This window comes from Leucobacter komagatae (assembly GCF_000834055.1).
Lineage (GTDB): Bacteria > Actinomycetota > Actinomycetes > Actinomycetales > Microbacteriaceae > Leucobacter > Leucobacter komagatae_A.
Map to the genome: position 1 here is coordinate 17,680 of NZ_JXSQ01000007.1, position 25,470 is coordinate 43,149.

Genomic DNA, 25,470 nt, shown 5'->3' on the forward strand with positions numbered 1-25,470 from the left:
CTTGAGCTCCTGGGGGGATGTCTCGGCGACCGCGCTGCGGGTCTGTGTGGATCAGCTGGTCGGCTGGCGCCTCCTCCGCCAGAGCAACGCCGCCCCGCCGAGCAGCAGGAGCCCGCCTGCGACGCCGGCGATGCTGCCTAGCTGTCCACCGGTGATGGCCAGCCCCCAGAGCAACACGGTCGCGCTGTCTGAGTGCTTTCCGGAGTCTTCCGGGTCACCGAAGGTGTGGAATTCGACGATCGCAGTGTTTGTCACAGCGGTGCGTGTCGAAGCTGGGTCGACCACAACCGAGAGCGTAATCGTCGGGGCTTGCGATGCGCCTCCTGTCGCGCCGTTCGGCTGCAACGGCCCAAACAAGACGCACCGGAGTGTGCCACCGTAGCCGCTCGAAGACTGCCCCGTCACACTGCACTCACGCCAGTTGGGGAATGTGCCAGCTTCCCCTTTGCCTGCCCAGGTCACCTCGCTGACTCGGAGATCGGTTGGGATCTTGTCGGTCACGACGACGCCCTCTGCAGCGCTGTCGTCACTCACGTTCTTCACCGCGAGGGTGTAGTCGAACGGCTTGCCCGGCTGCGTGCGTGTTGTGCTCGCTTCCTTGTCAATCCGCACGTCGGAGTGCCTTGCAGCTCCACACCCCGCCGTCGCAGGCGGATACCCGGCATTGAACGTGAGCGTGGGGTTCACGGAGAACTCGATGGTCGTGTTGCCGCGCCACGCGAAGTCGAGTTCGCTCGGGTCAAGGATCAGCCCGTTGAACACGTACTCTGCGGCCTGTGCTTTCGTCATCTCGGTCGTCGTGCCAGGAAGCAAGTACTTCCCTGCTGCATTGAGATCGGAAGCGCGGATCGCACGCCACCCCGGGTAGTCGATGCTGATGCCCGACGGGGTGAACGCTGAGCCAGGCCAGGTGATCTCATCATTCCAGCTTGCTGATCCGCCTGGTGAGGCAAGCGTGACTGCTGCCGGGTCGGTTGTCGCGATGGCACCGTCTGGAGTCCAGCGGAACTTCACTGGCAGGTCCTTCAGGAGCGCCGACTTGTTCACGGACCAGCCGAGCAGCGGTGCGTCTGCAACGCACAGCGTGTAGACGGTTGCTGTGAGGTCCCGAGTTGGTACCTCAGCATCGTCACAGTTGTTATCGGGGTTCGCGTCGCCAACCATCTCCACGCACGCTGTGTTCTGTAGCGAGTCGAGCGCCACTGGTGCGTCAGGTTTCGGGTCCCCGGAAAGGATGGGCTTCTCGTCCATCGCGGTTGCAGGCAGGAACTCGACAGTGACGCGCACCGTCACCGACTCGCCGACTCCGATTTCGTCAATCGACAGTTCGACCTTGTTGCCGGTAAACCCAGGAGCTGGGCCCCACCCGGAGTTCGGTTCCACTGCCAGCCCCGTCACCCGCAGGCGATCACTGATGTCGGAGTCGGTCACGGTCACGTCCGTTGCGGGAACGTTTCCTTCGTTCTTCACTGTGAGCACGTAGTCGAAGGTGTCGCCCGGCTGCACCGACGTCTCGCCTTCCGCGAGCTCAGCGGTCTTGTTGATACTCACGTCGGTGATATCGGGGACATTCACGACCTGGCAACCATCGTCCTCGGCCTCAAAGTCGCCCGAGGCGATGCGCCCGATATTCGGGATGACGATGCCGCTGCCTCCCGTGTCGGCGCACTCCGCTGGTGTGCCCTTGTCGGTCGTCGTCACCTTCACGGTCGCGGTCACGGTGTAGCGGTACTCCGTGTGCCCGGCGCGCACCCCATCTGGGGTGAAAGCGGCACCAGAGACGATCGTCCATGTTCCCGTACCGTCCCAGCGTGTGTTACGGGGAGAAGGCGTGGCATCGGTTGCTGCCGTAGCGGCCCAGTCTCCGACAAGTTCGACACCGGCGGGGAGCTGCGGCTCGTCCGTAAGTGTGAACTTCAGACCGGCGGGGTTGGCAGCTTCCGTGGTCGGGTAGCGCACCGCGATCTCATAGCTCAGACCGAAGGTTCCGTCACCGTTGTCAGTGGTTTCACCGCCTGTCTTCTCAATCGTTGGAAGCACAGGCTCCGCGCATGCCTCGACCGGTGTCGTGACGCTGCCCGAGGTGAGCTCTGCGGTGTTGAGGAAACCTGCTGCCCCGTCTTCACCTGGTGTGCACTCGCTGGTGCCGCCGGTCAAGGCCCGTGATGTCACCCGAGCATTCACCTTCACCTGGTACTCGTGGGTGTCCCCGGCCTTGATTGATGTGCCGTGCGCGAGCTTGGCGCTCCAGGTCGCGCTGTCGAAGTCGCCTCCGGCGCCACCCTCGGTGCTCCAGGACGCCGACGAAATGTCGATCCCCGCACCGAAGTTGAGGGCGTCATCGAGGTCGTATTTTGCCGACAACCCCTCGGGGTTTGCAGCCCCCTTGGTTGGCACGCTCACCCGAATCACATAGTCGACAGTCCAGTTGCCGTCGGGGTCCTGGGAGGTCTGTACGACAGATTTCGTGACCGTTGGGTAGATGCGCTCCTGCACGGGAACGCATACGTTGCCCTCATCGATGATTTCCGTTCCCTGCAGCAGGGCCGCGGTGTTGAAGAACGCGGTTCCGGTCCCGGCGCATTCGCTGAGCTCAGGCGACAATTCCCCCGGAAGCGATGCTTCCCAGGTAACGAGCCAGGTGTGCGGCTCGTCGGTGGCTCCGAGCGCGACGGGTGACCCCGCGAATACCGTACCAGGTGTAATCGGGAATGCTGCCTGCGATTGGTCGTCTCCCGTGCGCTTCGCGGTGCCTGCGCCGAGCGCGATGCCGTCGGCAAACGCTGGGGTATCGGTCAGCGAATAGAACGTGTCGAAGCCGCTCGGAGTCACGGTGAGCAGATAGCTCACGTGCCAGAGGTCTGGATCCGTCGCGTCCTGCACAGCACCGACCGCAGTCTTCGCGATGCTGGGCACGCCAGGCTCTGCGCAGTCTGCGTCGGTGTGAGAGACGCCCGCTGCGGTAACGGTAGCGGCGTTCAGGAAGCCGCCAGCCGTCTCGTCGGCGGAACAGGTGAGCTTCGACTCGCTTCCGCTCCACGCGGCCGCTTCGATGGTCGCAAACGCGGTCACGGTGTACGTGTGCTTCGCTCCTGCGGCGAGCGCGACGTTGGTTGCGAGGGTCGCAGTGCCGTCGCCACTGAATGTGCCTGCCGCGTCTCCTGGGCCTTCCCATTCCGCAGCAGCGACGGTGATTCCAGCGCCATACTTCAGGGTGTCTGCCAGGCTGTATCGCGCGATGAGCGACTGGGATGCGTTCGTCACAGCCACCTCGTAGGTGACGATCCAGGAGCCATCTGCGGCCTGGGTCACCGAGGTCACCGTCTTCTCGACGCCGACCCCCGGCTGCTCGACGGGTGAGCACGCGCTCGCCGAGTCGCTGCCGACACCGTTCGTCACGGTTGCGGTGTTCCAGAGCCCGGAGTCGTCAGCGCATTCGAGCGCGCCAGGTCCGGCGGCGGCCCCGAGCGTGACGTCGCGCGTCACCAGGTAGGTGTGCGTTGCGCCCGCGGAGATCACGCCGTTCGCGAGCGTACCTTCGCCGTCCCATTCGTCGTTCAGTGTTCCCGAGTCCGCGTGGGTTCCCCCGACGACGGTCGGATCTGCTGCGGACCAGGCGCCACCGGTGACGCCATCTGGCAATGCTCGAGCGGTGTCGTCGAGCGTGTAGGCGAGCTGGATCGCGGAAGTGTTCGCGACCTGAATCTCATAGGCCAGGGTCCAGCTGCCGTCGTCGTTCTGGGAGCTCGGCCGCGCAGACTTCACGATTGTGGGTGCAGCTGGTTCTGCACAGCCGACATCGCTGTCGGTTCCGCCTGGGAAGGCGACTGTCGCCGAGTTGAAGAATGCGCCGCCGTCTGCGGGGTCGCAGGTCAGCTCTGGATCCGCGATCCCCTTGTCGAAGGAGGCTATGACGCGATACACGAACCGCTTGGTCGTGTTGCCAGCGATGGGGCTGTCCGCCGCGGGAGCGGCAATCTCGGTGCCCGGGTCAGCGTCGTCTCGCCAGCTCGTCGACACGACGGTGAAGCCGGTGCCGAGTTCAGGCGTGTCTGTGAGCGTGAAGGTGCTCGGAATCGCCGACGCGTTTGCGACGCTGAGGGGGTAGTCGATCTGCCACGTCAGGTCAGCGAGCTGAGTCACGTCGCCGTCGCCCTTCTCGATCGTGAGCGGCGGCTCGATCTGAGTGTTCACGATTGCGCACGTTGCGACGTCGCCTGCGCCGAGCACAAGCGCGTCGGCTGCGTCGGCATCGATGAGCTGTGGTTCGTCGCCGTTGACCACGCAAGAGAACTGTGTGCCGTTCTCGTAACCGCTCTGGCCCGCGGACTCGGCGAGGGTGTAGCTACCTGGGAGCACCGGGGTTGCTGCTGTGCCACCCGCGCCTTCCAGCTTCGCCTGCGTGCCCGGGTACGGGGTGATCGGGGTATCGCCACCGATGCTCGGTGCGCTCCACTCGGCGCTCAGCGTCCAGCGGGCGTCGCCGAGTTCAACGGTCGTTACCTCGTCGCCGCGCTTGATCTGCTTCACGAGTTCGAGCGTCGGCTTCGGGTCGTTCACTGCGGTGCACTTCGTCCAACCGCCCGGCTGCACAGTGACGCCGCCGTTGCGGCCGTCGCTCTGGTTCTGCGCCCACACGGGCTTGCCGTTGTCGAGCGAAGTCGCAACGACGCACACCCATGACCCTGTGGCCCCGAGCGCTTCGTTTGCCTGCCACTGCGACTGAATCGTCGGCTGCCACTGTTGGACGTAGCCGCGAGCGCGAGCGGTCGTTGCTTCCTCGGCGAGCGGGTACACCGTGTCTGGTGTCACGTTTGCCGTTGCCGCAGCTGATCCCGTCACGCCTCCGGGCCCTGCGAGGGCTCCGCCCTGATTGAGCGCGTTCAGCGTCCACTCCGTCGCTGGCGTCTCGCCGGACGACACGGTCTTCTCCAGCGTCAGCTTGGTTTCGCATCGGACGGTGTTGGTGATCGTCACCTCGTTGATTCCCTTGTCGCTCGCGAGCGCAAGGTTGAGCTTGCCGTTGCTGAGCGCCGGACTATAGCTCGCCGTGTTCGTACACAGCAGCGGAAGGCCGTTGATGGTCTCGTCGATTGCGACGGTTGAGTCGACTGCGAGGTTCGAGAGCGTCTCGCCGAAGTTCGTCGCGCCGTTCGGGAGCCTGTCATTGCCGCTCAGTGCAAGCGCTGCGCTCAGGCCGGGAATCGACGTCGGCGCTTCATTCGGTTTGGTCACCTCTTCGAAGCCCGGGGTACCGTCGGCGTCGATCTTCCAAACCTTGTTCACGCGCAATTGCGCGCTCCTGTCCTGCGCCTGGTTGTAGACGGTGCAGGTGACGGTCGCGTTTTGAATGGGGTCGACCGTGAAACCGGGTTTGGTTGGGTCGGTGATGTTGGTCACTGGCACGCTCGCGCCCGTGTCAGTTCGGGTACACACAGCGTTCTTGCCGCCCTGTGGCGCGATCTTGTGCGAAATATCGAGTGTCTCAGTGACGCTCATGCGGCGACTTGCTGCCGTCGTGTTCTCGAAGTTCGAGCGGAACCCGAGCACCCCGGTGTCACCGGTCACACCAGCGGCCGAGGTGCCGAACGACGTGCCGACCGTGTCCACGCGGACGGCGGTGCCTGGAGTCGTCGCGTTGAAGCCCCACGCGATGCGCGGCTGGGCGTCGGCGATCGTTTTCCCAACGGGGATCACCTGCTTGACGACGTTGACGGTGCCGTCACAGTTCGCTGAGGCGAGCTGGCGCAGCTGCGCGGAGAGGTTGTTCCAGTCGGCCACCTGGAAGTAGTCGTCGTCCATCCTCGGCCCCGAAATTGCCTTGAGGTTGTCGGGGTTGCCTTGCACGCCGAGGCCCACGCCGACGGCGATGATCTTCGTGTTTTGGGCTTTGATCGCGTTCGCCGAGGCGATCGCGTTTTCCATCTCGATGAATCGCGTCCCTTTCTGACCGTCGCCTCTCGGTCCGTACACGGTCGGCAAGCCGTCGGTGATCATGATCACTGCGTCGAGCTGACTCGCGACGCCGTTCAGCGACCAGAGCCCGGCATCCCAGTTCGTGTACTGGTTGGGGCTCGACGGGATGGACAGATTCAGCGCCTTCGCCTTCACCGGGCCAGCGAGCGCGGGCGTCGCGACGCTCGTGAGGCCAAGGAAGGCGTTGTTACTACCCCCCGCTGGAGCCCTGGTCGCAAACGTTTGGAGCGCGACCCGCGACGGGGTGCCCGTGAGAGCATCGACGACGGCGGCCGAGGCGTTCTGCACCTGCGTGAGCGCACCGCTCGTATTGCGCACGGAGCTCGAGAGGTCGACGAGCAGTGCAACGTCGATGCCGCACTCCTTCGGAACTTGCGGGTTGTCGCGCAAGCTCGACCAGGTGCCTGAGCTCGCGCGGAGATTGTCGCCCTGCGGCGCTGTAAAGATTCTGGAGCCTGATCCCCCGGAACGAGCTGGGCCGGTGAAGAAGCTGTAGGGCTCGTTCGCGCCGACCTCGAGCCCTTCATCCGAGGTGTTCATCGAGGCGAGAATCGACCAGCCGGCCGGCGCCTCGACCGCGCGCACCACATAGCCAGGAGCGTTGTTGTTCGAGCCACGGGTAGGCACCTTCATCCAGCACTGACCGTTCTGGTCGGTGGTGCAGGTCGCAACCGCGGTGTTGTTTGTCACGTTCGTGAGGCTGGAGGCCTGAAAGGCGCTGAAGGCAGCGCCCGCGAGGTTCGCGCGGCCGTTCGCCGCCGTCCGGTCGCCGGTCGCGGTGATGCGGATCAGCCATTCCTGCGCGCCCGGTTGCGTACCCAGCCCCGGCCCACCGCTGAGCGTCGGGACCGCCGCTGGGGTGACATCCACTGCGGCGCCGCGCGGCTGGTTTCCGGGCGGAGCGCTCGACTGCGCTTGCTCGTCCTCACCCGCGGGGGCTTCGGGTGGTGGACCTGCCGGCGTGTCCGGCCCCGGCTCTGCCGCTTCCTCGCTCGGACCGGGCGAGGTCGAGACGTCAGTCTCGTCTTCGGATGGCGAAGCTTGCTGCCCCGCAGGCGGGGCAGCGGTTTCCCCTGGGTCTACCAGACTTGCGTTCTGCGCCGCCAGACCGCGGTCCGCTGGCTGGATAGCTGTCGCGGAAGCCGCCGTCGGTAGTCCTGTGTATAACACTGCGACCGCGAGCATTCCGCTCAGTATGCGCTGAGTGTTGCGTGTTTTTGCTCGCGAAAAAAAAATGCGGCTGCCGTCTCGACATGCGCTTCCCCTTTTATCCCCATTGATGCTGCTAATATCTCCATCCCCATGGAGCATGCTGGGAACTCTAAGCTCGATAATTTGTAAAAGCAAGCAAAAAGATTGCTAACTCCAATCAAACAATTGGCCGGTTCTGATGCACTGCGGCGGCAGGCGCGACCGCTTGCGCCTCATTGCCATCACTATGACTATCGCGCTGATCTGGACTTTCGTTTCAGAAACTCCGGACGAGAGACCGCGTCGAAGGTTGGCATAATTTGGGGTTTTTTGCGCCGTAACAAATTGCTATTATTCGGCCACTCAATCCGCATTTCGGACGGAACTAGGCTCAACACCGCGACCGCCGGCCTCGCCTTTGACCATCGGGCGACACGCCCAACAGCTCCGCAAGGAGGCAAATCAGAACGAACTCGCCGCGGCGCAATTGCCCTCCGCGGCAGCACCCCGTTCGCCGTTCACGCGGACCCATCGTGGCCCAGCCGAGAATCGACCCGAGCACGATGCGCGGCGCGCCAGAGGGTGAAAGACCGGACGAAGCTGGGGGGGCTTCGTCCGGCCTTTCCTTACATCGCAGCGGGGGCTAATGGGGATTAAGCGCCGAGTTAAACTTGGGGGAAGCCTCGGCTCCCACGCTGCGGGCTTTCGGGCATCACACTCCGTTTGGAACTCGCCTGCAACCTGGCAGAACGAGCGATAGTGCAATGATTCCAGCAACTCCGAGCATAGCTCCAAGCTCCCGAATCGCCGCAGGAGCGGTCGACCCACTCGCGGCGATGGGCGTCGTCTGCCCTGGTCGGGAACCGGCATGCGGATTCGCTGGAGGATCAGTTAGCTGATGAGTTGCCGCACGATGGAAACGTGCGGTCGTGCCGGCGAGGGCCGTAGCGGTGGGCTCGATGCTCGGCGAACCGGCAACGTCGGCCGTCGCTGTGGCGCTCCTATCGGAGCGACCCTTAACCTTTACCATTGATTTCATCTCAATTCGCTGTGGGAAGTCCCAGCCAACACAATGCAAAAGCTCATATGGCTATACCCTCTCGATAACCGCCATGCCATGTCAAGGTTTTTCGCTCCGACGCGCGGCGAAGCAGCGGATCCACCCGGCTAGCACACGCGCACAGCGCGCTTTCTCAAGCGGATGGGGCAAAATGGAAAGCACTATGACCCCGAGAAATCTGTTCCGGCTGTTCGCAACCGCAGAAGTGATCACCTGGGCAGGCCTCATTGCCGCGCTCATCCTCCGCGCGACGGGTGTGACCGATGGCGCTGTCCGCATCGCAGGCGGAATACACGGCTTTATCTTCCTCGCATACGGGGTAACGACAGTGTTCGTGTGGGTGAACCAACGCTGGCGAGTTGGCACGGGAATCACGGGGCTACTTCTCGCTGTCGTCCCGTTTGCGACGTACCCGTTCGAGCGGTCGCTCGATCGGCGCGGCCTCCTTGCCGGACCGTGGCGGCTGCGCCCAGGTGGCGACGCACCAGCGGGATTTGTTGAACACGTGCAGGCTTGGATACTTCGGCGCCCGATCCTCGCGATCACCCTCATCGTGATCCTCATCGTGCTCGTCTTCGTGACGCTCCTCTGGCTAGGCCCACCCATACCAAAGGGCTAGTATCCTCCGAAAGGAGGCATCCCATGAGCAATCTAGAGAGCAACCCCACGGAGCGCCGTTGCGCTGCGGGGCCGGGCGAACCTGGCCACGTCGAAGTCCTTGAGCCGCGGGAGGTACCCCTGGGTGGCCTGCGCGGCATGCCGGTGAGACGAACGCTCCCGCAGCGCGGCAGAAGCCTCATCGGAGCCTGGTGTTTCCTCGACCACTATGGGCCAGACAGCGTTGCAGATACGGGCGGGATGAATGTCCGCGCACACCCGCACACCGGCCTCCAAACGGTGAGTTGGCTTTTCTCCGGCACAATTGAACACCGCGACAGTGCCGGAAATCATGCTCTCGTCAAGCCGGGTGAACTCAACCTCATGACCGCGGGGTCGGGGATTAGCCACTCCGAGCGATCCACAGCAGACACCACTGTGCTCCACGGCGCCCAACTGTGGGTTGCGCTGCCCGAGCGAGCACGCGGGATCGAGAAACGTTTCGACCACTACGCGCCGCCAACGGTAACGGGCGAGGGATTCACCGCCAAGGTCTTCCTCGGCTCGCTGCTCGGCGAGGTCTCGCCCGTCGCGACCCACACACCGCTCGTAGGCGCCGAACTCACCCTTGCCCCTGGCGCATCGCTCACGCTCTCCGTTGACCCTGCTCACGAACACGGTGTGCTCGTTGACCACGGATCGACGACGCTTGCAGCTGGCGAGTCTTTGCCGACAGAGCTCGCACGCGAGGAGCTCGGCTTTGCCGCGGCCGGCTGCCCAACCATCGAGCTTGCTGCCGGCCCGGATGGCGCGAGACTACTCGTGATTGGCGGAGCACCGCTCGACGAGGAACTCGTCATGTGGTGGAACTTCATCGGCGGCAGCCACGAGGAAGTGGCCGCGGCACGCGACGCTTGGCAAGCGACGATCGCGGACGCAGAGTCAGGCGCTTCCTCGCAAGGATCTCGCTATGGCCTCCCAGACGGAGAGCCCGAGCCGCCTCTCCCTGCACCGGCGCTCCCCACCGCGCGTCTGCTCCCGAGGAGTCAGCTCCCCCCGCTACCGGAGGCCACCCCGACAACACCAACGACGCCGGGGGCGTCGCCGGCTGCTCAGCGCAGCCACCCGTCCGCTTCCGCCCCCACCACACCAACCGAGGAGGACCCATTGGTAGAACAGCCATCGTCGATCCGCGTCGCACACGAGCCGGGCGAACGCCGCTACGCGATCTACCTCGATGACGCGCTTGCCGGCTTCGCCGACTACCGTGTGACGCCGGGTGGTGGGCGCGCATTCGTGCACACTGAAATCGCGCCAGAGTTTGGTGGCCGCGGCCTCGCCGGTACTCTCGTAGCGGAAGCCATCGCGGATACCCATGGGGCAGGACTTCGCATCGTCCCCTATTGCCCCTTCGTCTCGGCCTGGCTCAAAAAGCACCCACAATACGAGGAGTCCGTCGATTGGCCGAACACGTAGCCGAGCCCATCCGAGTAAGCGCGGTCGTTATCCGCGACCCAGAGGGTCGTGTCTTGAACGTCCGCAAGCGCGGCACATCGACGCTTATGCTTCCGGGCGGCAAGCCCGAGCCGGGCGAGGATCCGCGGGACACCGCCGTTCGTGAATTCCGCGAGGAACTGGGCGTCGAGCTGAACCCGCTCTGGTTGCGCGGCCTCGGCGAGTTTCGCTCGCCAGCGGCAAACGAACCGGCACGGGATGTGCTCGCGCACGTCTTCGAACACCCCCACGTCGCTGTCGACCGGCCCCTCGCTGAGATCGAGCACCTCGAGTGGGTGGATCCGGCCGTGCCACATCCCGCGATGGCACCACTCAACACCGAACACGTGTTCCCTGCGATCTCGAGCAGTAGCAGGCCTCCACAGCGCCTCGCGGTGTTTACCGGCTCTGCGCTCGGACGGAAGCCCGAATTCGCCGCCGGTGCGACGGCTTTCGGATCAGCGATGGCCGCTGCCGGAATCGATCTCGTCTATGGCGGCGGAAAAGTGGGCTTGATGGGCACCGTCGCCGACGCGGTTCTCGCCGCGGGCGGAGAAGCGTTCGGCGTCATCACAGAGTCCCTCCTCGCAGGAGAGACCGGGCACCCGGGCCTCACCAGGCTCGAAGTTGTCCCCGCGATGCCGGAACGCAAGCGCCGCATGGCCGAGCTCACCGATGCGTTCGTCGCGCTGCCTGGCGGCCCTGGAACGCTCGAGGAAATCTTCGAGGTGTGGACTTGGGTGACGCTCGGGATCCATACGAAACCCGTCGCGCTCTACGACATTGCCGGGTATTGGCAGCCGCTGCTTGCTGCACTCGATGCAATGGTGGACGCCGGCTTCTCTTCCCCCCGCCGCACGCGCCTCCCTCATCGTGGCAACGACTCCAGAGGAACTCTTCGCGAAGATCGCGAGATGGGAGCCCCCGCGTCCGAAGTGGACGTAGTAACGACCTCACGCTCGGCTGGGAGGCTGGGGCTCTGGGGCTGGGGCTCTGGGGCTGGAGCTCGGGAGTCTGGATCTCGGTCCCCGAAGCCGCGAGCCTCCGGCTCACCCATGCCGGCAAAACCTCAGTACATTACGCTGAGGGCATGGAAGACGCTACAGACCGCCAGAACGATGGCGCAGCGCCCGCGCCAGCGACCACTGTGGGAGGCCCGCCTCGGAGCACCCTCCCCCCGTCGCTCGCTGTGCTGCTCGGTCTTGCCGCCGCGGTCGTGGTGCTCGCGGGGGTCTCGCTTGCCCGCGAGGTGATCGGGCCCCTCGCGCTCGCTGCCGTCATCGTCATCATCTGCAGCCCACTCAGACGCCCGTTCGACCGCCTCGGCTGGCCGAGCTGGGTTTCGACCTCGCTCGTCGTCGCGCTCTCCTGGGCTGTGCTCCTGGTGCTCGCCGGAATGCTCGCCTTCGCAACAGCGGAGTTCACCCAGCTCGTCATCGCTTACGCGCCCGACCTGCGAGCGACAGCAGACTCGCTGTTCGAGTTCTTCACGTCGCTGGGATTAAGCGAACAAATCACCGATGGAATCACATCGATCCTCACGCCGTCGCAGATCGTTGGCTACGCGACGTCGCTCGGGAGTAGCATCCTGGGGATCCTCACCGCCCTGTTCTTCATTTTCGCCTACGCCATCTTCATGGCGGCAGACGCTGGTCGCTTCGCCAGGGCCGGACGATCCTTCGGCCCCAGCGCCGGGGCCCGCGTGCGTCGCTTCGCGAACTTCAACAGCAATGTCCGACGCTACTATGTCGTGAACGCGGCGTTCGGGCTCCTCGTCGCCGTTGTCGATGGCCTGGCACTGTGGGCCCTTGGCGTCCCGGCCCCGCTGGTGTGGGCGATCCTGTCGTTCGTTACGAACTTTGTGCCCAACATCGGTTTTGTGCTCGGCCTCATCCCGCCTGCGATCCTCGCGCTCGTCGTCGGGGGCCCGTCGCTCATGATCGCCGTGATCGTGCTCTACTCCGTTGCCAACGTGCTCCTGCAGGTACTCATCCAGCCAAAGTTTGTGAGCGATGCCGTGAGCCTGAGTCTCACGCTGAGCTTCGTCTCCGTGCTGTTTTGGACCTTCATCATCGGCCCGCTCGGTGCGATCCTCGCCATTCCGCTGACGCTCCTCGTTCGCGCGCTCGTCCTCGAGCGTGACCCTGGTATGAGCTGGTTGCGTTGGCTCTCCGGTGACAACTCAGCGACGGAGGCCAGCACACCGCGCCCCCAGTGAGCTGCGCATTCAGCCACGCGCTCGGTGTCGTCTCACCGCGGCGCGATTGGCGCACCGCACGGAACAATAGCGCTGCGTGCCATTGCGCGTTACGTCGACGACGACGTGCACACACGGCGGCGCCTGGCACCTGCCAAGCCGCGTGACGCCGCGCGTTGTGAGGTGTAGCGCCGTACCGACCGGGATCACCGATCGAAGCACGCTGGGAAGGGACGTTCTGTCGTCACGGTAGTGCAGGTGCCAGCCCTCGTCGTCGTGATTCACCAGTTGCGGATAGGCCGCGGCGTCCGCCATGAGAACGTTCAGGATCTCTGCGCGCCGCTCAGGCGAGTCCGCGTCGACAACGCGCAGCCACTCATCGATCACGTCGCGGGTGTCGGCATGGTCTTCTGGCTGCTCAGTGAAAGCCATGGTCATCCCGAACTCGCGAGTGCGCTCCTCGATTCCACCGCGGTCAGCTGGCCAATCATTGGCGAGCGACGCAGCCAGCTGTACCGCGTACGTGCCGTAAGGGTTGAGATGCATAAGGGCATTACATCACGATTGACCTATGAGCGCACAACACGACATTCAGATCCGCAACACCGAGGCCGCAGCCCGGCGGGGCACACCCCAGACGCCACCGCATCCGCACCGGCATGCGTGGCGCACCGAATCGAGCCACCCAACATCCGAGGGTCTCATCAGCTACGCGCGCTGCAGCAGGTGCGGCGACCGGCGCATCGAGCTGCGCGAGAACGCACCCGCAGCGCGCCAACTGTCGCGAGACATCGGCAAGGCGAGCAGCCAGCGAGCGACTTCGGCTCTTGGCTAGCGCTGCGCGAGACGCGCTTCCCAGAATGCGCGCAGCTGGCGACTCTTGGTGAATACGATCTCATCCCACTCCGCGTCGGTGGTGGCACTGTCCGCGAAGTCGGACGGAATCTTGAACACCTGCAGCGAAACCCCAAGCCGGGCGCACAGGCTCGCGTAGGCGTACCCCTCCATGTCGACGAGTTGAGCACCGAGCCCGGCGATGTGGGCACGCTGCGCGTCGTCCTTCACGAACTGATCGCCAGTCGCCATGGTCGCGGTCTCTGCCAGCAGCACCTCGCCCGCTGGCGCGACGGCCGGCGACGGCAGGGAAAAGTCGTGCTGCACGAGCTCGGTTACCTGATAGACCGTGTCGAGTGAGAGACGGTCAGCACCCTCGCCAACCACGCCAGCCGTTCCGAGCACGATGACCCGATCGACGCTCCCCTCACGCAGCGCTGCCGCAAGCGACACTGCGGCATTCACCTTGCCGACACCGGTAACCAGGTGCGGGACGCCTTCGAACGCGGAAGCCTCGTCCGCGTGTGCGAAAACCAGCAGGGGGTGACGGTCACTCATGTTTTCTCCTCAACGTCAACGCAACCAGCCGCTGTGCGCGAAAGGTTCGGGCAGCAACCCTTCCCCGACTCGCCACCGAACGACCCAATGAGACCAGCGTATCTTGCCTGACGGCGAGCAGGGTCAGGGGCGGAGCACCTCATACGTGACACGCACGAGGCCATCTTCGCCAACGTGGGCGCCGCGCACGGCGAACTCCGCGCGCGCACCTGGCGCGAACAGACGAGTTCCGCCCCCGATGACCACCGGGAGCGTTGAAACAGTGAGCTCGTCAAGCAAACCGCGGGCGAGGAATTCCTGCACCGTCTTTCCGCCATCGACGTACACCTCCCGCGCCTCAACGCGTTCGAGTGCGACCACTGCATCTTCCACCGAACGCACCACGCTCACCCGCGCATCGCTGTCGGAGAGCGTGGTGCTGAGCACGAACACGCGCAACCCCGGGAATGGCCAATCCCCGAATGTGAGCACCTTCTCGTAGGTGGCGCGGCCCAAGAGGAGCGTATCGATCTGCGGAAAGAACGTCTCCCAGACAAGCGCGGGCACTGAATCCGATGTCGGCGTGTGCCGCCCCTTGCCCGGCGCTGACTCGAGAAACGCGAGATCGCCACCCGGCCCCGCGATGTACCCGTCGAGGCTTGCCCCGAGAAAGGCCCGGCCGCGCCACAAACGTTGTTGACTCATATCCACAGCTCCAAGAAATAATCGATGGTGTCATCCGGCGAGAGCGCAACGCCAGCGGCATCTGCTGCCTGGCTGAGGAGCACGCCGTGTAGTGCATCAAGCAGTATCCGCGCGGCAAGCTCAGGCTCGCCTGCGCGCGGGTATGCGAGCTTGCGAAGGAGCGCCGCTACGTAGCCGTGCTGCTTTGCGCGCCCCTCCGCCAGCGTTGCCGCAGCTGTTGCGCTTGCGAGATCGGCGACAAGGTCACCGATACCCCCGACCGCTGCGGCCGCCGTCGGCACGAGAAACATGTCCCGCGCGAACCACCGAAGCTCGGTCAGCGGCTCTGCGGTCGTGGGCGCAGACGGGATGCCGTCGACCCAGTGCCTGCCGAGCGCCAGCAGGAGCCCCTCGCGCGACCCAAACCGCTTCACCAGCCCCGCCGGGCTGAGGCCGGCAGCGGGGGCTACCTCTGCGAGCGCCCAGCTCGCAGCCGGCCACTCGCGCTGGGCGAGATAGCCAGAAACGCGCGCCACTATCTCGGCGTCTGATGCGGTGCGGGGTCGGGCCATGCAGTTAGTGTACGTGTATTTACTAACTCGAGGCAAGTGTCAACCCCTCGCAATATCCACACCACAGCCAACAGCCCCTCCCAACGCCCGCACAGAGGTTCGAAAGTTTTTTGCCAACACGCTGGCGTTTTTCGAAGACCTGTTCTATGATGAATGACAGAGCTTGCATGCGACCGCGATTTCGTCCAGTGCAGGGCCAGTCTTCATTCCAGCGAAGCGCGCAGCAGCTCTCACTGATCCACACGGATCCACCGCCTCACTTGAGGCCGAGTACGCATTGTGTCTGCACACAGCACAGCGTGCTGATTGCCGCCGCGCATCAGGAAGATGGCGCGGCTTTGAAAGGACTACCCATATGCATTCACAGAACATCACACCCATCCGCCCGGCGCCACGTACTCCGTACCACTCGCTTGGTGGAGACGCAACGATGCGGATTCCCGAGTGGGCACAGCACCGCTCCGTCTACCGCAGCGCAGGGCGCACGCTCTACGTCGTCGAGACCGACACCCTCCCAGAGGCACGTCGCGATCTCGCTCGGCTTGATCGCGCCGGCTGGAACGTTGCCGTCGAGTCAGACGGCGCAGCAGCACGAATCGCGCTCAGCCGAGCCGCGTAGCACCGCACCCGAATCATCAGCAGCCCCGCCGGCCTTGCACTAGCAGGCCGGCGGGGCTGCTGCGTGCGCCACCGGCAGCAACAGCAACAGCAGCAGCCGAACCGTAGCCCCGGCAACAGCAACAGCCGCAGCCGCAGCCGCAGCCGCAGCACCGTAGCCCCGCGTCACATACGCACAGATCGCCAGCCCACAGAGCTACACTGGCCGCATGAGTGACGTCGAACTTGCACAGGTAGAGAGCTTCGCCCTAGACCACACGAAGGTGCTCGCGCCCTACGTGCGACTCATCGGGGTTGAACGCGGGCCAAAGGGCGACGCGATCTCAAACTTCGACATTCGGCTCGTGCAGCCGAACGCGGGCGAGATCCCGACCGCCGGTCTACACACCATCGAACACACCATCGCAGCGCTGCTGCGCACGCGCTTCGATGGCCTCATTGACATTTCCCCGTTCGGCTGCCGAACCGGTTTCCACATGATCGTGTGGGGCGAGCCGACCGCGACTGAGGTCGCGACGGCGATCAAGTCTTCCCTCACAGACCTCGTCGAGCGCGTCGAGTGGACCGACGTCCCGGGAACAACGGCGGAGAGCTGCGGCAACTACCGCGATCACAGCCTGCACTCCGCAAAGGAGTGGTCAAAGCAGGTCCTCTCGCAGGGCATCAGCGTCGACGCGTTCGACCGCAGCGTCATCGTCTAGCGAGAGCGTCATCGTCTAGCGAGAGCGTCATCGTCTAGCGAGAGCGTCACCCCGCCGACCTTTCGCCCTCCCGGATGAGGCTCGCCCCTCCGGGCGAGCCTCCGCTCGGTGCGCTAGCCAACCAATCGTGCACGCGCTGCCCGTGCCTTTTCACGGACGGCGTCAGCGTCGAGCGTGAGGTGCGTACCGTCGTGATACACGTGGCGCCCCCCGATGAAGACCTCCCGCACATCCCGACCCGTTGCGCCGTACACGAGGTGCGCGACTAGATTCTCCGGCGGCAGCGGCGTAGCGGTCGTGACAGTGAGATCAACGGCGACGATATCCGCGAAACGCCCAACCGCGAGTGCGCCAGAGTCAGGGAAGCCGATCGCTGCCGCTCCCCCTCTCGTCGCAATGTCAATGGTCTGCGGGCCGAGCACCGCCGCAGCGTCTTGCCGCGCCCCGCGGTGCAATATGGTCGCCTGCTTGAGCTCTTCGAACAGGTCGAGCGAGTTGTTGCTCGCGACAGAGTCCGTTCCGATCGCGAGCTTCAGCCCAGCGTCAATCATTTCCGGCAACGGCGCGATCCCGTTTCCGAGCTTGAGATTCGACACAGGGTTGTGGCTCACGGACGTGCCTGTCTGAGCAAACACCGCCACCTCAGCTTCGGTGAGGTGGACGCAGTGTGCTGCGTGGACCTCCGCGTCGAAGAAGTCGAGCGAGGCGAGATAGTTACCTGGCGTCTCGCCGTACTGCTCACGAATCTGCGCGACCTCAGCGGCGGACTCGGAAATGTGGGTGTGGATCGGGATCCCGCCGGCGAGCGCTCGCTCACGCACCTCACGCAAGAATTCTGGGGTGCAGGTGTAGGGAGCGTGCGGGCCGAAGCCGACGCGTACCAGCGGATCCTCCCGGTACTTCGTCGCAAGCCGCTCGACCTCGTCGAGAACATTCGCCCCCGTCAGTGACGATACCGATGGGAACGCTACGTCATCATTCGCGTTGCAGGCGAGCGCTGCAAAGACTCGCATGCCCGCTGAACGGACACGCTCAATGAGCGCCTCGTCCCAGTAGTACATGTCAGCAAACGCCACGGTGCCCGTCTCGATCATTTCCAGGAGAGCGAGCTCGAGCCCCACGACGAGGTCGTCGTGGGTGACACGCTGCTCGATCCCCTGCACCGTCGCGAGCCACTGCATGAACCCCTCGTCATCGGAGGCGCCGCGCTGCAGTGTCATCGCCGAGTGGGTGTGACCGTTGACGAGCCCCGGCATGAGCGCATGACCTGCCAGGTCATGTGTCACCTCGCTCGCGGAACGCGGCGGGCCGGCATAGGTGATCCGTCCGGTCTCGTCGAATGCGAGCTCGGCGGGCGCAATCGTTCCGGCGGGCGTGAGCATAGCGTCGGCGCGGAGAACTGTCTCGGTCGTCATGCTGCAAGGGTACCCGGAGGAGCGCGTCGGGCGCAGGCCGTGTCAGCTGCCGAGGCGGCGCTGCCGTGAGGAGTAGTCGCGCAGTGCGCGCAGAAAGTCGACCTCGCGCAGGTCGGGGTAGAGCGCCTCAACGAAGTAGAACTCTGAGTGCGCCGACTGCCAAATCATGAAGTCGGAGATGCGCTGCTCCCCCGACGTACGGATGACGAGGTCGGGGTCCGCCTGGCCGCGCGTCCAGAGGTGCTCGCCAATCTTGTCGGGAGTGAGTGTCTCGGCGAGGGTGTCAAGAGTGCCGCCCTCTGCTTGATGCGCTTCGATGACGCTGCGCACGGCGGCGGCGATTTCGCTGCGTCCGCCGTAACCGACAGCGAGGTTCACGTGCAGACCGGTGTTACCTCGGGTGCGTTCCTCTGCGGCGGCGAGCGCGCTTGCAAGCTCGGGGTCGAGGCCGTCGCACGATCCAACGTGCTGCACACGCCAATCGGGATTTCGTGCAAGTTCGGAGGCGAGTTCGCCGATAATCCCAAACAGGTCCTTGAGCTCGTCGCTGCCACGCGCGCCAAGATTGTCGGCGGAGAGCAGGTACAGCGTGACAACTTGCACTCCAGATGCCTCGCACCACCCGAGAAACTCGGGAACCTTCCGGGCGCCGGCGCGATGACCGAAGGCTGCTCTCTCCTGGAGCCGCTGCTTCGCCCAACGCCGGTTTCCGTCAACAATGATCGCGACGTGATGCGGAACCTGTGCCTCGACAATTTCACGCCGCAGCCGCCGCTGGTACAGACGGTACAGCAGGCCGGTGCGCGGCGACGGGGGCAGGGAACTCACCTGGGTAGTCTAGCGATTTGCGTGAGGTGACTCCCGGGTATCTGCTCAACTTGTCGGCACGCCCCGTGGGGATCCCCTACATATATGCGCACCCGCAGCTGTGGGGAACATACACTCAGAGCATGACCGTTTCCGATGCCGAGGACGCGGCGGGCACGCCCGATCAGCCGCATGGCCACTCAGACCCAGACCGTTTCGCGATTCCGCTGCTCGAAGACGCGCTCGCGCACGAGGCAGATCATGGCGGCGGTAACGGTGCGGAGATCGCCGCCGAGGTGAAGCCGCGTTGGCGAGGGTGGATCCACGCCGGCACATTCCCCGTTGCGGTCGCCGGCGGTATCGTGCTCATCTCGCTCGCGCACGGCGCGACCGCGAAGTGGGCGTCCGCTGTGTTTATGCTCACGAGCATGCTGCTCTTTGGCATCTCTGCGCTCTACCACCGCATCGACTGGCAGCCGAAAACGAAGCAGCTGTTTCGCCGCCTCGACCACGCGAACATCTTCCTCCTCATCGCGGGGACGTACACGCCGATCGCCCTGCTCGCGCTGCCGCCAGCGCAGGGGAACCTGCTACTCGCGCTCGTCTGGGCCGGCGCCGCGCTCGGCATCGGTTTTCGCATGTTCTGGATCGGCGCTCCGCGCTGGCTCTATGTCGCACTGTACTTGCTGCTCGGCTGGGCCGCTGTCATGTATCTCGGTGACATCGCGCGGGCGAATCTCGCCGCGATGGTGCTCGTGATCGTTGGGGGCCTGCTCTACACGCTCGGGTCTGTCGCCTACGCGACGAAGCGGCCGAACCCCGTGCCGGGCGTCTTCGGCTTCCACGAGATTTTCCACGCTGCCACGGCGCTCGCGTTCCTATGCCACTGGACGGCAGCCCTGCTGCTTGCGCTCGACCCGCTCGGCCTGCGCTAAGCTTGCGCTCGGGGGGACGCTACGCCGTATATCGCGGCGGGGCGACGTTCGAGTAGCAGAAAGCACCGGCCGCTTGATCGACGAGACCCTCCTCAATTCCCTGAAAGACTCGGCGGTCGACGCCTGGGTCGTGTCTGAGTCTGGCTATAACTGGGCCATACGTGGCGGGGTGTACTTTGACCCCACGGGCTCGCACACTGCCACGCTCACCCGACCCTCTGGCGGCGGTGGCGGTGGCGTAATCGCCATTCTGGGTGAGGTCAGCGGCGAGGCAACTGCCTACTATCAGGAGTGCTTCGAGCAAGTGCGTTCGACGGTCGACGCGATTGTGGAGCCTTGGCGGGAGGTTCCTACTGCCGGAAGGCTTGACCCGGCCCTCCAAAAGAGCACATCAGCCATCGACAAGTACGGCGCTGGCATGGCGCTGTCGACAACCGGCGAAGTCATTGGCGCGAACCCTGGGCTCGCGACCCCGCTCACCAACATTGGGCTCGCCCTCGCAGACATGAGCGGGGGCGCGATTCGCACGATGGAGGAGGCGCTCCTCGCGAAGCTCTCGGGCGTCGTCAACGCGTTTGGCGTGGTCGCGCAGGTGAGGTCGAATGCTATCACCGTGCAGCGAAGCATCTGGAGCGGGGTGAACAGGAAAGTCCCCGAGATCGTGCGGGCGGTCGACGACGGAATGCGTGCGATTGCCGAGCATAGCACCCCGACGCTCGAGAAGGGGCTCGGCCAGTTCGCCTACCTTCTCGACGTTGCAGGGCTCTTGCCCGGCGCGGCCGGGAAGTTCGCCGGCATGGCCAGCAAGCTCGCCAAGGTGAGTGAAGATGCGGCGGGTGCAGACCGCGGGAACGCTGTCTTCTGGCACCCCACAGAAGCCGGCACCTACTCTGCGCTGATCAACGAGCTCTCCCGCGGCCTCAACAAGCTCGACTCCTGGATAGCGCAGCGCGAATCCCGGCTCGCGACGCAAATGCGGGAGCATATGGCGGCGATCGGCAAGAGCCAGGGCGAGCTCGACCTGAGGGTGCCCGAGGCGTCGCCCACAGGCACAGAGCTGGCGTACAACCCCGAAATCATCGAGAACCTCATTGCCGTCGAGCTCCCCGCCCTCGCCGCCGAGCTCACCGCGGTCGCCGAGACCAACGCTGGCTGCCTGGTGGCGGGTGCGGCAGGCCGCCAGCACGTTGGCAGAACGCCGGCCGGGGCCGCGCCCGAGATCGACGAGCTTACGTACCTGCTTCGGGCGGTCACGCTTGACCTGGCTGGCGAAGTCGCCGAGTCAGCGTTAACCGTGCGGGCCGTGCTCGACGACCTGGTTTCCGTGGAGCAGTCAGTGATGGATTCCGTTGCCCGCTATCTCGCGGAGCTCGACGACGCCCGCGTCAGAGACCCGCTGCTTGACAGCGCCGTGCCGGCAGACCTGCCCCCGCTGTCTCCGGCGATTCCCGACCTCCTGGTTATGATGGCCGCAGATGACACACAGTAATCGCTCCGCGCAGCGCGCAGCCATGCGGCGGCGCATCCTCGCCGCAGTCGGGAGCCTGGCCGTAGGCATCGCCGCGCTCTCCACGACGCCGGCGGTTGCCGCGGAGGGCGCGGTGCCAGACCAGGCGCTCCGGGCCTGCGTCAACGAAGCGCTCAGGCACGCGCCAGACGCACCGGTCATCGAGGCCGAGCTCGCCAACCTGCGAACGCTGCGGTGCGAGAGCCCCGACGTGAAAGACCTCACGGGGCTCGCGGGCGCCACCGCGTTGACCGAGCTCTCGGTTCGAGCCGGCGACCCGTATCGTCGCTGCGACACGGCGCCGGCGCTCGACCTCGAGCCGATCCTCGGCCTCACACAACTCAAGTCGCTCGGCATCGAGTGCGCCGGGCTCAGGCAGCTCGAGCCGCTGACTGCGTTCAGCCACCTCATAGAGCTGAACGTCAACGGAAACGGCATTTCCGATCTCACCCCGCTGGCAGAGCTCACCGAGCTCGAGACGCTCCACCTGCAGGCCAATGGGGTCAACGATCTCACACCGTTAAGCGGGCTCAAGCGCATGCAAGCACTGCTCTTGGAATCGAACGATGTCGCTGATCTCAGCCCGCTTGCAGACCTCACGGAACTCCGTTTCCTTGCGGCAGAAAACAATCAGCTTGCTGACCTCACACCGCTGTCAAGTCTTTCTACACTAGAAACGCTGCTGCTCGACGGAAACCAGATCACGGATGTCGAGCCGCTCAGGAGCCTCCTCAACCTGCAGCACCTCACGTTGCTCGGCAACCAGGTGACCGACATCTCGCCGATCGAGCCGCTGAAGAACATGCAGTTCGCCGAGCTCTCCATGCAGCGAATCGAGCTGCCGGAGGCCCGCGTCGGCGACACGATCAGCTTCGAGGCCATGGGCATCGCCGGCGACGCCCTGGCGCTCACGCCCGCGCCCAACTACAAGCTCACCGCAGACGGCATCGTGCTGCTCGAGCCAGGCAGCATCGAACTGGCCTGGGCGCAACCCTTCATCCTCGGTTCGGCAGACACCGGCTTCGCCGGCGCTGCCTATGTCACGGCGAAGCCGCGACCCCCGATCTGGAAGTGGATCGGTATCGGTTCCGCTGCCGCGGCCGCGCTCGGCGTCATCGGTTGGCTCCGCTCCCGCGCGACAGCGCGCGACCGCGCCGCCGTGGAGGGAGCCGCAGCGCGCAGCCGGCTGTAGCCGCTGGGCTACCGCCCGGCTACTCCCCCGCGGCCTCGCCGCCCGCGAGCACCCGCAGCACGGCCTCGCCGTAGCGCTCGAGCTTCACCTGGCCAATGCCACTGATCGCGAGCAGTCCCTCGTCGCTCGTCGGCTGGTGCGCGGCGAGAGCTGCGAGCGTCGCGTCGCCGAAGACTACGTAGCCCGGCACGCCCTGCTCCTTCGCCTCAGCGGCCCGCCACTCGCGCAGCCGCTCAAACACCTCGGCCTGCTCTGGCGAGAGATCGGCCGCAGCCGCGGCGCGCTTGCTGCCGCCAGAGCGCGATCCGCCTCCCGAGCCGCTCGCCCGCGAGATGACCTCCTCGCGCATGAGCACCTGCTCCTCGCCGCGCAGCACGGGCTTCGCTGCTTCGCTCGGCCAGAGCACGCCCCACTCGCCGCGCGCCTCGAGCAAGCCGACGGCGACGAGGTGCCGCACGACGCCCCGCCACTGCGCGACCGACCAGTCGGTGCCGATGTTCCACGTGGAAAGCTCGTCGAGCTTCATCTGCGTCACGCGCTCGGAGCCCACGCCGCGCAGCACGTCGATGTGCTGGCCGGCCGCGTAGGTGCGCCCGCGCTCGTTCTGCGTGCGGATAATCGTGGAGAGCAGCATCTGCGACGGAACCGTCGCGTCCCAAAGCTTCGGCGGGTCGAGGCAGACATCGCAGTTGCCGCAGTTCGCCGGGGCGTCCACCTCGCCGAAGTAGTTCAGCAGGTAGCGGCGCCGGCAGGTCACGCTCTCGCAGAGCGCGAGCATGTGGTCGAGGTGCCTGGTCTGGTTCGCCCGCGTCGTCTGGTCGCCATCGCCCGAGTCGATGAACTGGCGCTGCTGCACGACGTCGGCGAGCCCGTAGGCGAGCCAGGCCTCCGACGGGGCTCCGTCGCGGCCCGCGCGGCCAGTCTCCTGGTAGTAGCCCTCGACCGATTTCGGGAGGTCGATGTGCGCGACAAAGCGCACGTCGGGTTTGTCGATGCCCATGCCGAACGCAATCGTCGCGACGACAACGACGCCGTCCTCGCGGAGGAAGCGGGTCTGCGCGTTCAGGCGCACGTCGGCCGGCAGCCCAGCGTGGTAGGCGACTGCGTCGACGCCGGCGTCGCGAAGCGCGGCGGCTGTCTGCTCGACGCGCTTCCGGCTCAGCGCGTAGACGATGCCCGCCTCGCCCGAGTGCTCGCCCTTCACGAACGACAGCAGCTGCGCGCGGGCGTTCTGCTTCGGCACGATCTGGTAGCGGATGTTCGCGCGGTCGAAGCTCGACACGAAGTGCCGCGCCTCGCCGAGGTGCAGCCGCTCAGTGATCTCACGGTGCGTCTCCGGCGTCGCTGTCGCGGTGAGCGCGATCCGCGGCACGTCAGGCCACTCGGTCGCGAGCGCGCCGAGCCGCAGGTAGTCGGGCCGGAAGTCGTGCCCCCACTGCGAGACGCAGTGGGCCTCGTCGATCGCAAACAGGGCGACGCGGCCGCGCTTCAGGAAGTCGACAGTGCCTGGCGACGAGAGCTGCTCGGGCGCGAGATAGAGCACGTCGAGCTCGCCGTCGAGGTACGCTGCCTCGACCGCGCGGCGCTCCTCGGGAGCCAGCGAGGAGTTGAGCGCAGCCGCCCGCACGCCCGCGAGGCGGAGCGCCATCACCTGGTCGTGCATGAGCGCGACGAGCGGCGAGAGCACGATGCCCGTGCCCGCGCGCGCGATCGCCGGGATCTGGTAGCAGAGCGACTTGCCGCCGCCGGTCGGCATGAGCACGACGGCGTCGCCGCCCGCGATCACGTGGTGAACGATCGCCTCCTGCTCGCCGCGGAACTCGCTGAAGCCGAAGACCCCCGAGAGGATCTCCTGGGGGTCGCGCACCGTGCCCGTCATGCCGCGGTTAGGCGCCGTCCGGGCGCGATCCACTGCTGTCGGGGACAGCACCAGATCCGTCAGCACTGCCGGCGTCGGCCGAACCGCTCTCCGACGTGCTGCCACCGGCCGGCGTCGTGCCCGTCTCGGCGAGCTCCGCAGCGATCTCTTCGCGAATCTCAGACCGGTAACCATTGCGCCTCAGGCGCTTCACCAGCAAGAATCCAAGCGTGATCACTGCGGCAGCAAACACGGCGGTCGCAATAAATCCTTCGGGTCCGGGCGTGACCTTATTCGGGTCGAATTCCTGACCGTTCTGCGCCGCAATCGCGATAGCTGCGTGCGCGGTGGCCGTCTGCACGGTGTGCAGAGCACTCATGACAACGCTCATAGCGCGTCCTCCTCAATTCCTTCAAACAAATCGGCTTCAAACTCGTTGGTATGGACGCGCGAACCTGCGAGCTGGTAATCCTCGAACGGCCACGCCTGCAACTGGACCTCATTCGGCCAGAAAAAGAACGAACTGTCCGGCGAGACCTGACTCGCATGCGCTCGGAGTGCGTCGTCTCGCTTGTCGAGGAAGCGGCCAACGTTGACCTTCGCCGTCCCCGTGAAGCCGCGGCGGAGCAGCCAATCGGCCATCTCCTCGAAACGCGCAATGAGTGGCGACGTCGGCTCGTGTTCGAGCAGCCAAGCGTGGATCGCTTTGACACGCTCGGAGTTGAAGATGTCCTCGTAGTACATCTTCGATATCTCCCACGGCTGTCCTGCGTCCGGGTATGCGCTCGCGTCTCCCGACTTTTCCCAAGCGATCATGCTGATGTCGTGGGTGCGAATGTGATCAGGGTGCGGGTATCCGCCCTGCTCGTTGTACGTGATCATGACGTGCGGCTTGAACGCACGCACGAGTCGCACGAGCGCCTCAGCAGAAACTTCCTTCGGAATATGAGCGAACGAGCCGACAGGAATCGGCTCCCCCTCATCGGGCAGGCCAGAGTCCTCGTAGCCGAGCCACGCATGATCAAACCCAATAATTTCTTTCGCGCGCGCCATCTCGCTACGCCTGAGTCCTGCGAGGTCACGGCGGCTCTTGGGATCCCGAGCAGCGAGCTCGTTCAACACGTCGCCGCGTTCCCCACCCGTGCAGCTCACAATGAGCACCTCAACACCGCGATCAAGGTAGTGCGCGTACGTGCCGGCCCCCTTGCTCGATTCGTCGTCGGGATGCGCGTGTACGGCGATCATTCTGAGCGTCATCAACGTCCTTTCACATGCAGCAGTCAAGCGTTCCCGCT

The 25,470-nt window shown here is 65.3% G+C and carries 20 protein-coding genes; 10 read left to right on the forward strand and 10 right to left on the reverse strand.

Going from position 1 to position 25,470, the window contains the following annotated elements; all coding sequences use genetic code 11:
* Positions 1-51 precede the first annotated feature (51 nt).
* On the reverse strand, positions 52-7,161 hold the full coding sequence (locus SD72_RS07075; RefSeq protein ID WP_042543751.1) for a DUF11 domain-containing protein: 7,110 nt from the start codon (positions 7,159-7,161) through the stop codon (positions 52-54).
* A gap of 1,229 nt (positions 7,162-8,390) precedes the next feature.
* Between SD72_RS07075 and SD72_RS07080 the strand changes: the two genes are divergently transcribed.
* From SD72_RS07080 to SD72_RS07100, 4 genes are read left to right on the forward strand one after another with little or no spacing between them, the layout of a single operon-like run.
* The gene (locus SD72_RS07080; RefSeq protein WP_084766893.1) at positions 8,391-8,846 is read left to right on the forward strand and encodes a DUF3817 domain-containing protein; all 456 of its coding nucleotides are present in this window, start codon (positions 8,391-8,393) and stop codon (positions 8,844-8,846) included.
* A 23-nt stretch (positions 8,847-8,869) separates the two neighbouring features.
* Complete coding sequence (locus tag SD72_RS07085) at positions 8,870-10,300, forward strand: bifunctional pirin family protein/GNAT family N-acetyltransferase (RefSeq protein WP_042543753.1); 1,431 nt, start codon at positions 8,870-8,872, stop codon at positions 10,298-10,300.
* Complete coding sequence (locus SD72_RS17360) at positions 10,285-11,571, forward strand: TIGR00730 family Rossman fold protein (RefSeq protein WP_198141901.1); 1,287 nt, start codon at positions 10,285-10,287, stop codon at positions 11,569-11,571. Before SD72_RS07085 ends, SD72_RS17360 begins: the two co-directional genes overlap by 16 nt.
* A complete protein-coding gene (locus SD72_RS07100) occupies positions 11,508-12,536 on the forward strand; it encodes an AI-2E family transporter (protein ID WP_198141908.1) in 1,029 nt (342 codons plus the stop codon). The genes SD72_RS17360 and SD72_RS07100 overlap by 64 nt, the downstream gene beginning before the upstream one ends.
* 9 nt (positions 12,537-12,545) lie before the next feature.
* Here the strand turns inward: SD72_RS07100 and SD72_RS07105 are convergent, their stop codons facing one another.
* Positions 12,546-13,061, reverse strand: a complete 516-nt coding sequence (locus SD72_RS07105; RefSeq protein WP_042543754.1) for a CGNR zinc finger domain-containing protein — start codon at positions 13,059-13,061, stop codon at positions 12,546-12,548.
* 25 nt (positions 13,062-13,086) lie between these two features.
* Between SD72_RS07105 and SD72_RS07110 the strand changes: the two genes are divergently transcribed.
* Complete coding sequence (locus SD72_RS07110) at positions 13,087-13,350, forward strand: hypothetical protein (protein ID WP_232299674.1); 264 nt, start codon at positions 13,087-13,089, stop codon at positions 13,348-13,350.
* On the opposite strand, the gene SD72_RS07115 is transcribed toward SD72_RS07110, so the two are convergent.
* The 3 genes from SD72_RS07115 to SD72_RS07125 form a co-directional block, all read right to left on the reverse strand.
* Positions 13,347-13,907, reverse strand: a complete 561-nt coding sequence (locus SD72_RS07115) for a phosphorylase family protein (RefSeq protein ID WP_052492533.1) — start codon at positions 13,905-13,907, stop codon at positions 13,347-13,349. The two genes, SD72_RS07110 and SD72_RS07115, sit on opposite strands and share 4 nt — an antisense overlap.
* A 123-nt stretch (positions 13,908-14,030) precedes the next feature.
* Entirely contained in the window at positions 14,031-14,591 is a 561-nt protein-coding gene (locus tag SD72_RS07120) for a dihydrofolate reductase family protein (protein WP_042543755.1), read from the reverse strand.
* Positions 14,588-15,142: a TetR/AcrR family transcriptional regulator gene (locus SD72_RS07125; RefSeq protein ID WP_157000501.1), complete on the reverse strand. Its 555-nt coding sequence runs from the start codon at positions 15,140-15,142 to the stop codon at positions 14,588-14,590. The genes SD72_RS07120 and SD72_RS07125 overlap by 4 nt, the downstream gene beginning before the upstream one ends.
* A gap of 355 nt (positions 15,143-15,497) precedes the next feature.
* Here SD72_RS07125 and SD72_RS07130 point away from each other — a divergent pair, with 355 nt between their 5' ends.
* On the forward strand, positions 15,498-15,761 hold the full coding sequence (locus SD72_RS07130; RefSeq protein ID WP_042543757.1) for a hypothetical protein: 264 nt from the start codon (positions 15,498-15,500) through the stop codon (positions 15,759-15,761).
* Positions 15,762-15,969: 208 nt separating this feature from the next.
* A complete protein-coding gene (locus SD72_RS07135) occupies positions 15,970-16,461 on the forward strand; it encodes an S-ribosylhomocysteine lyase (protein WP_042543758.1) in 492 nt (163 codons plus the stop codon).
* A 113-nt stretch (positions 16,462-16,574) separates the two neighbouring features.
* Here the strand turns inward: SD72_RS07135 and SD72_RS07140 are convergent, their stop codons facing one another.
* Together SD72_RS07140 and SD72_RS07145 are read right to left on the reverse strand one after the other, a co-directional pair.
* Entirely contained in the window at positions 16,575-17,876 is a 1,302-nt protein-coding gene (locus SD72_RS07140) for an amidohydrolase family protein (RefSeq protein WP_042543759.1), read from the reverse strand.
* A gap of 42 nt (positions 17,877-17,918) precedes the next feature.
* The gene (locus tag SD72_RS07145; protein WP_042543760.1) at positions 17,919-18,704 is read right to left on the reverse strand and encodes an isoprenyl transferase; all 786 of its coding nucleotides are present in this window, start codon (positions 18,702-18,704) and stop codon (positions 17,919-17,921) included.
* Positions 18,705-18,826: 122 nt separating this feature from the next.
* Here SD72_RS07145 and trhA point away from each other — a divergent pair, with 122 nt between their 5' ends.
* From trhA to SD72_RS16900, 3 genes are all read left to right on the forward strand, one after another.
* Positions 18,827-19,618: a PAQR family membrane homeostasis protein TrhA gene (gene trhA, locus SD72_RS07150; protein WP_084766897.1), complete on the forward strand. Its 792-nt coding sequence runs from the start codon at positions 18,827-18,829 to the stop codon at positions 19,616-19,618.
* Between the two features lie 73 nt (positions 19,619-19,691).
* Complete coding sequence (locus SD72_RS07155) at positions 19,692-21,107, forward strand: hypothetical protein (protein ID WP_042543761.1); 1,416 nt, start codon at positions 19,692-19,694, stop codon at positions 21,105-21,107.
* Positions 21,094-22,317 (forward strand): leucine-rich repeat domain-containing protein, encoded by a 1,224-nt coding sequence (locus SD72_RS16900; RefSeq protein ID WP_052492534.1) that lies wholly within the window; start codon positions 21,094-21,096, stop codon positions 22,315-22,317. The genes SD72_RS07155 and SD72_RS16900 overlap by 14 nt, the downstream gene beginning before the upstream one ends.
* A 19-nt stretch (positions 22,318-22,336) precedes the next feature.
* Here SD72_RS16900 and recQ read toward each other — a convergent pair whose 3' ends face one another.
* Genes recQ through mca form a run of 3 tightly spaced genes read right to left on the reverse strand, consistent with a single transcriptional unit; the run spans position 22,337 to position 25,432 of the window.
* Positions 22,337-24,301, reverse strand: a complete 1,965-nt coding sequence (gene recQ / locus SD72_RS07165; RefSeq protein ID WP_420038420.1) for a DNA helicase RecQ — start codon at positions 24,299-24,301, stop codon at positions 22,337-22,339.
* Positions 24,204-24,554 (reverse strand): hypothetical protein, encoded by a 351-nt coding sequence (locus tag SD72_RS18215; RefSeq protein ID WP_232299676.1) that lies wholly within the window; start codon positions 24,552-24,554, stop codon positions 24,204-24,206. Before SD72_RS18215 ends, recQ begins: the two co-directional genes overlap by 98 nt.
* Before the next feature lie 8 nt (positions 24,555-24,562).
* Positions 24,563-25,432, reverse strand: coding sequence for a mycothiol conjugate amidase Mca (gene mca / locus SD72_RS07175; RefSeq protein ID WP_198141902.1), 870 nt, complete (start codon positions 25,430-25,432; stop codon positions 24,563-24,565).
* Between the last annotated feature and the right edge of the window lie 38 nt (positions 25,433-25,470).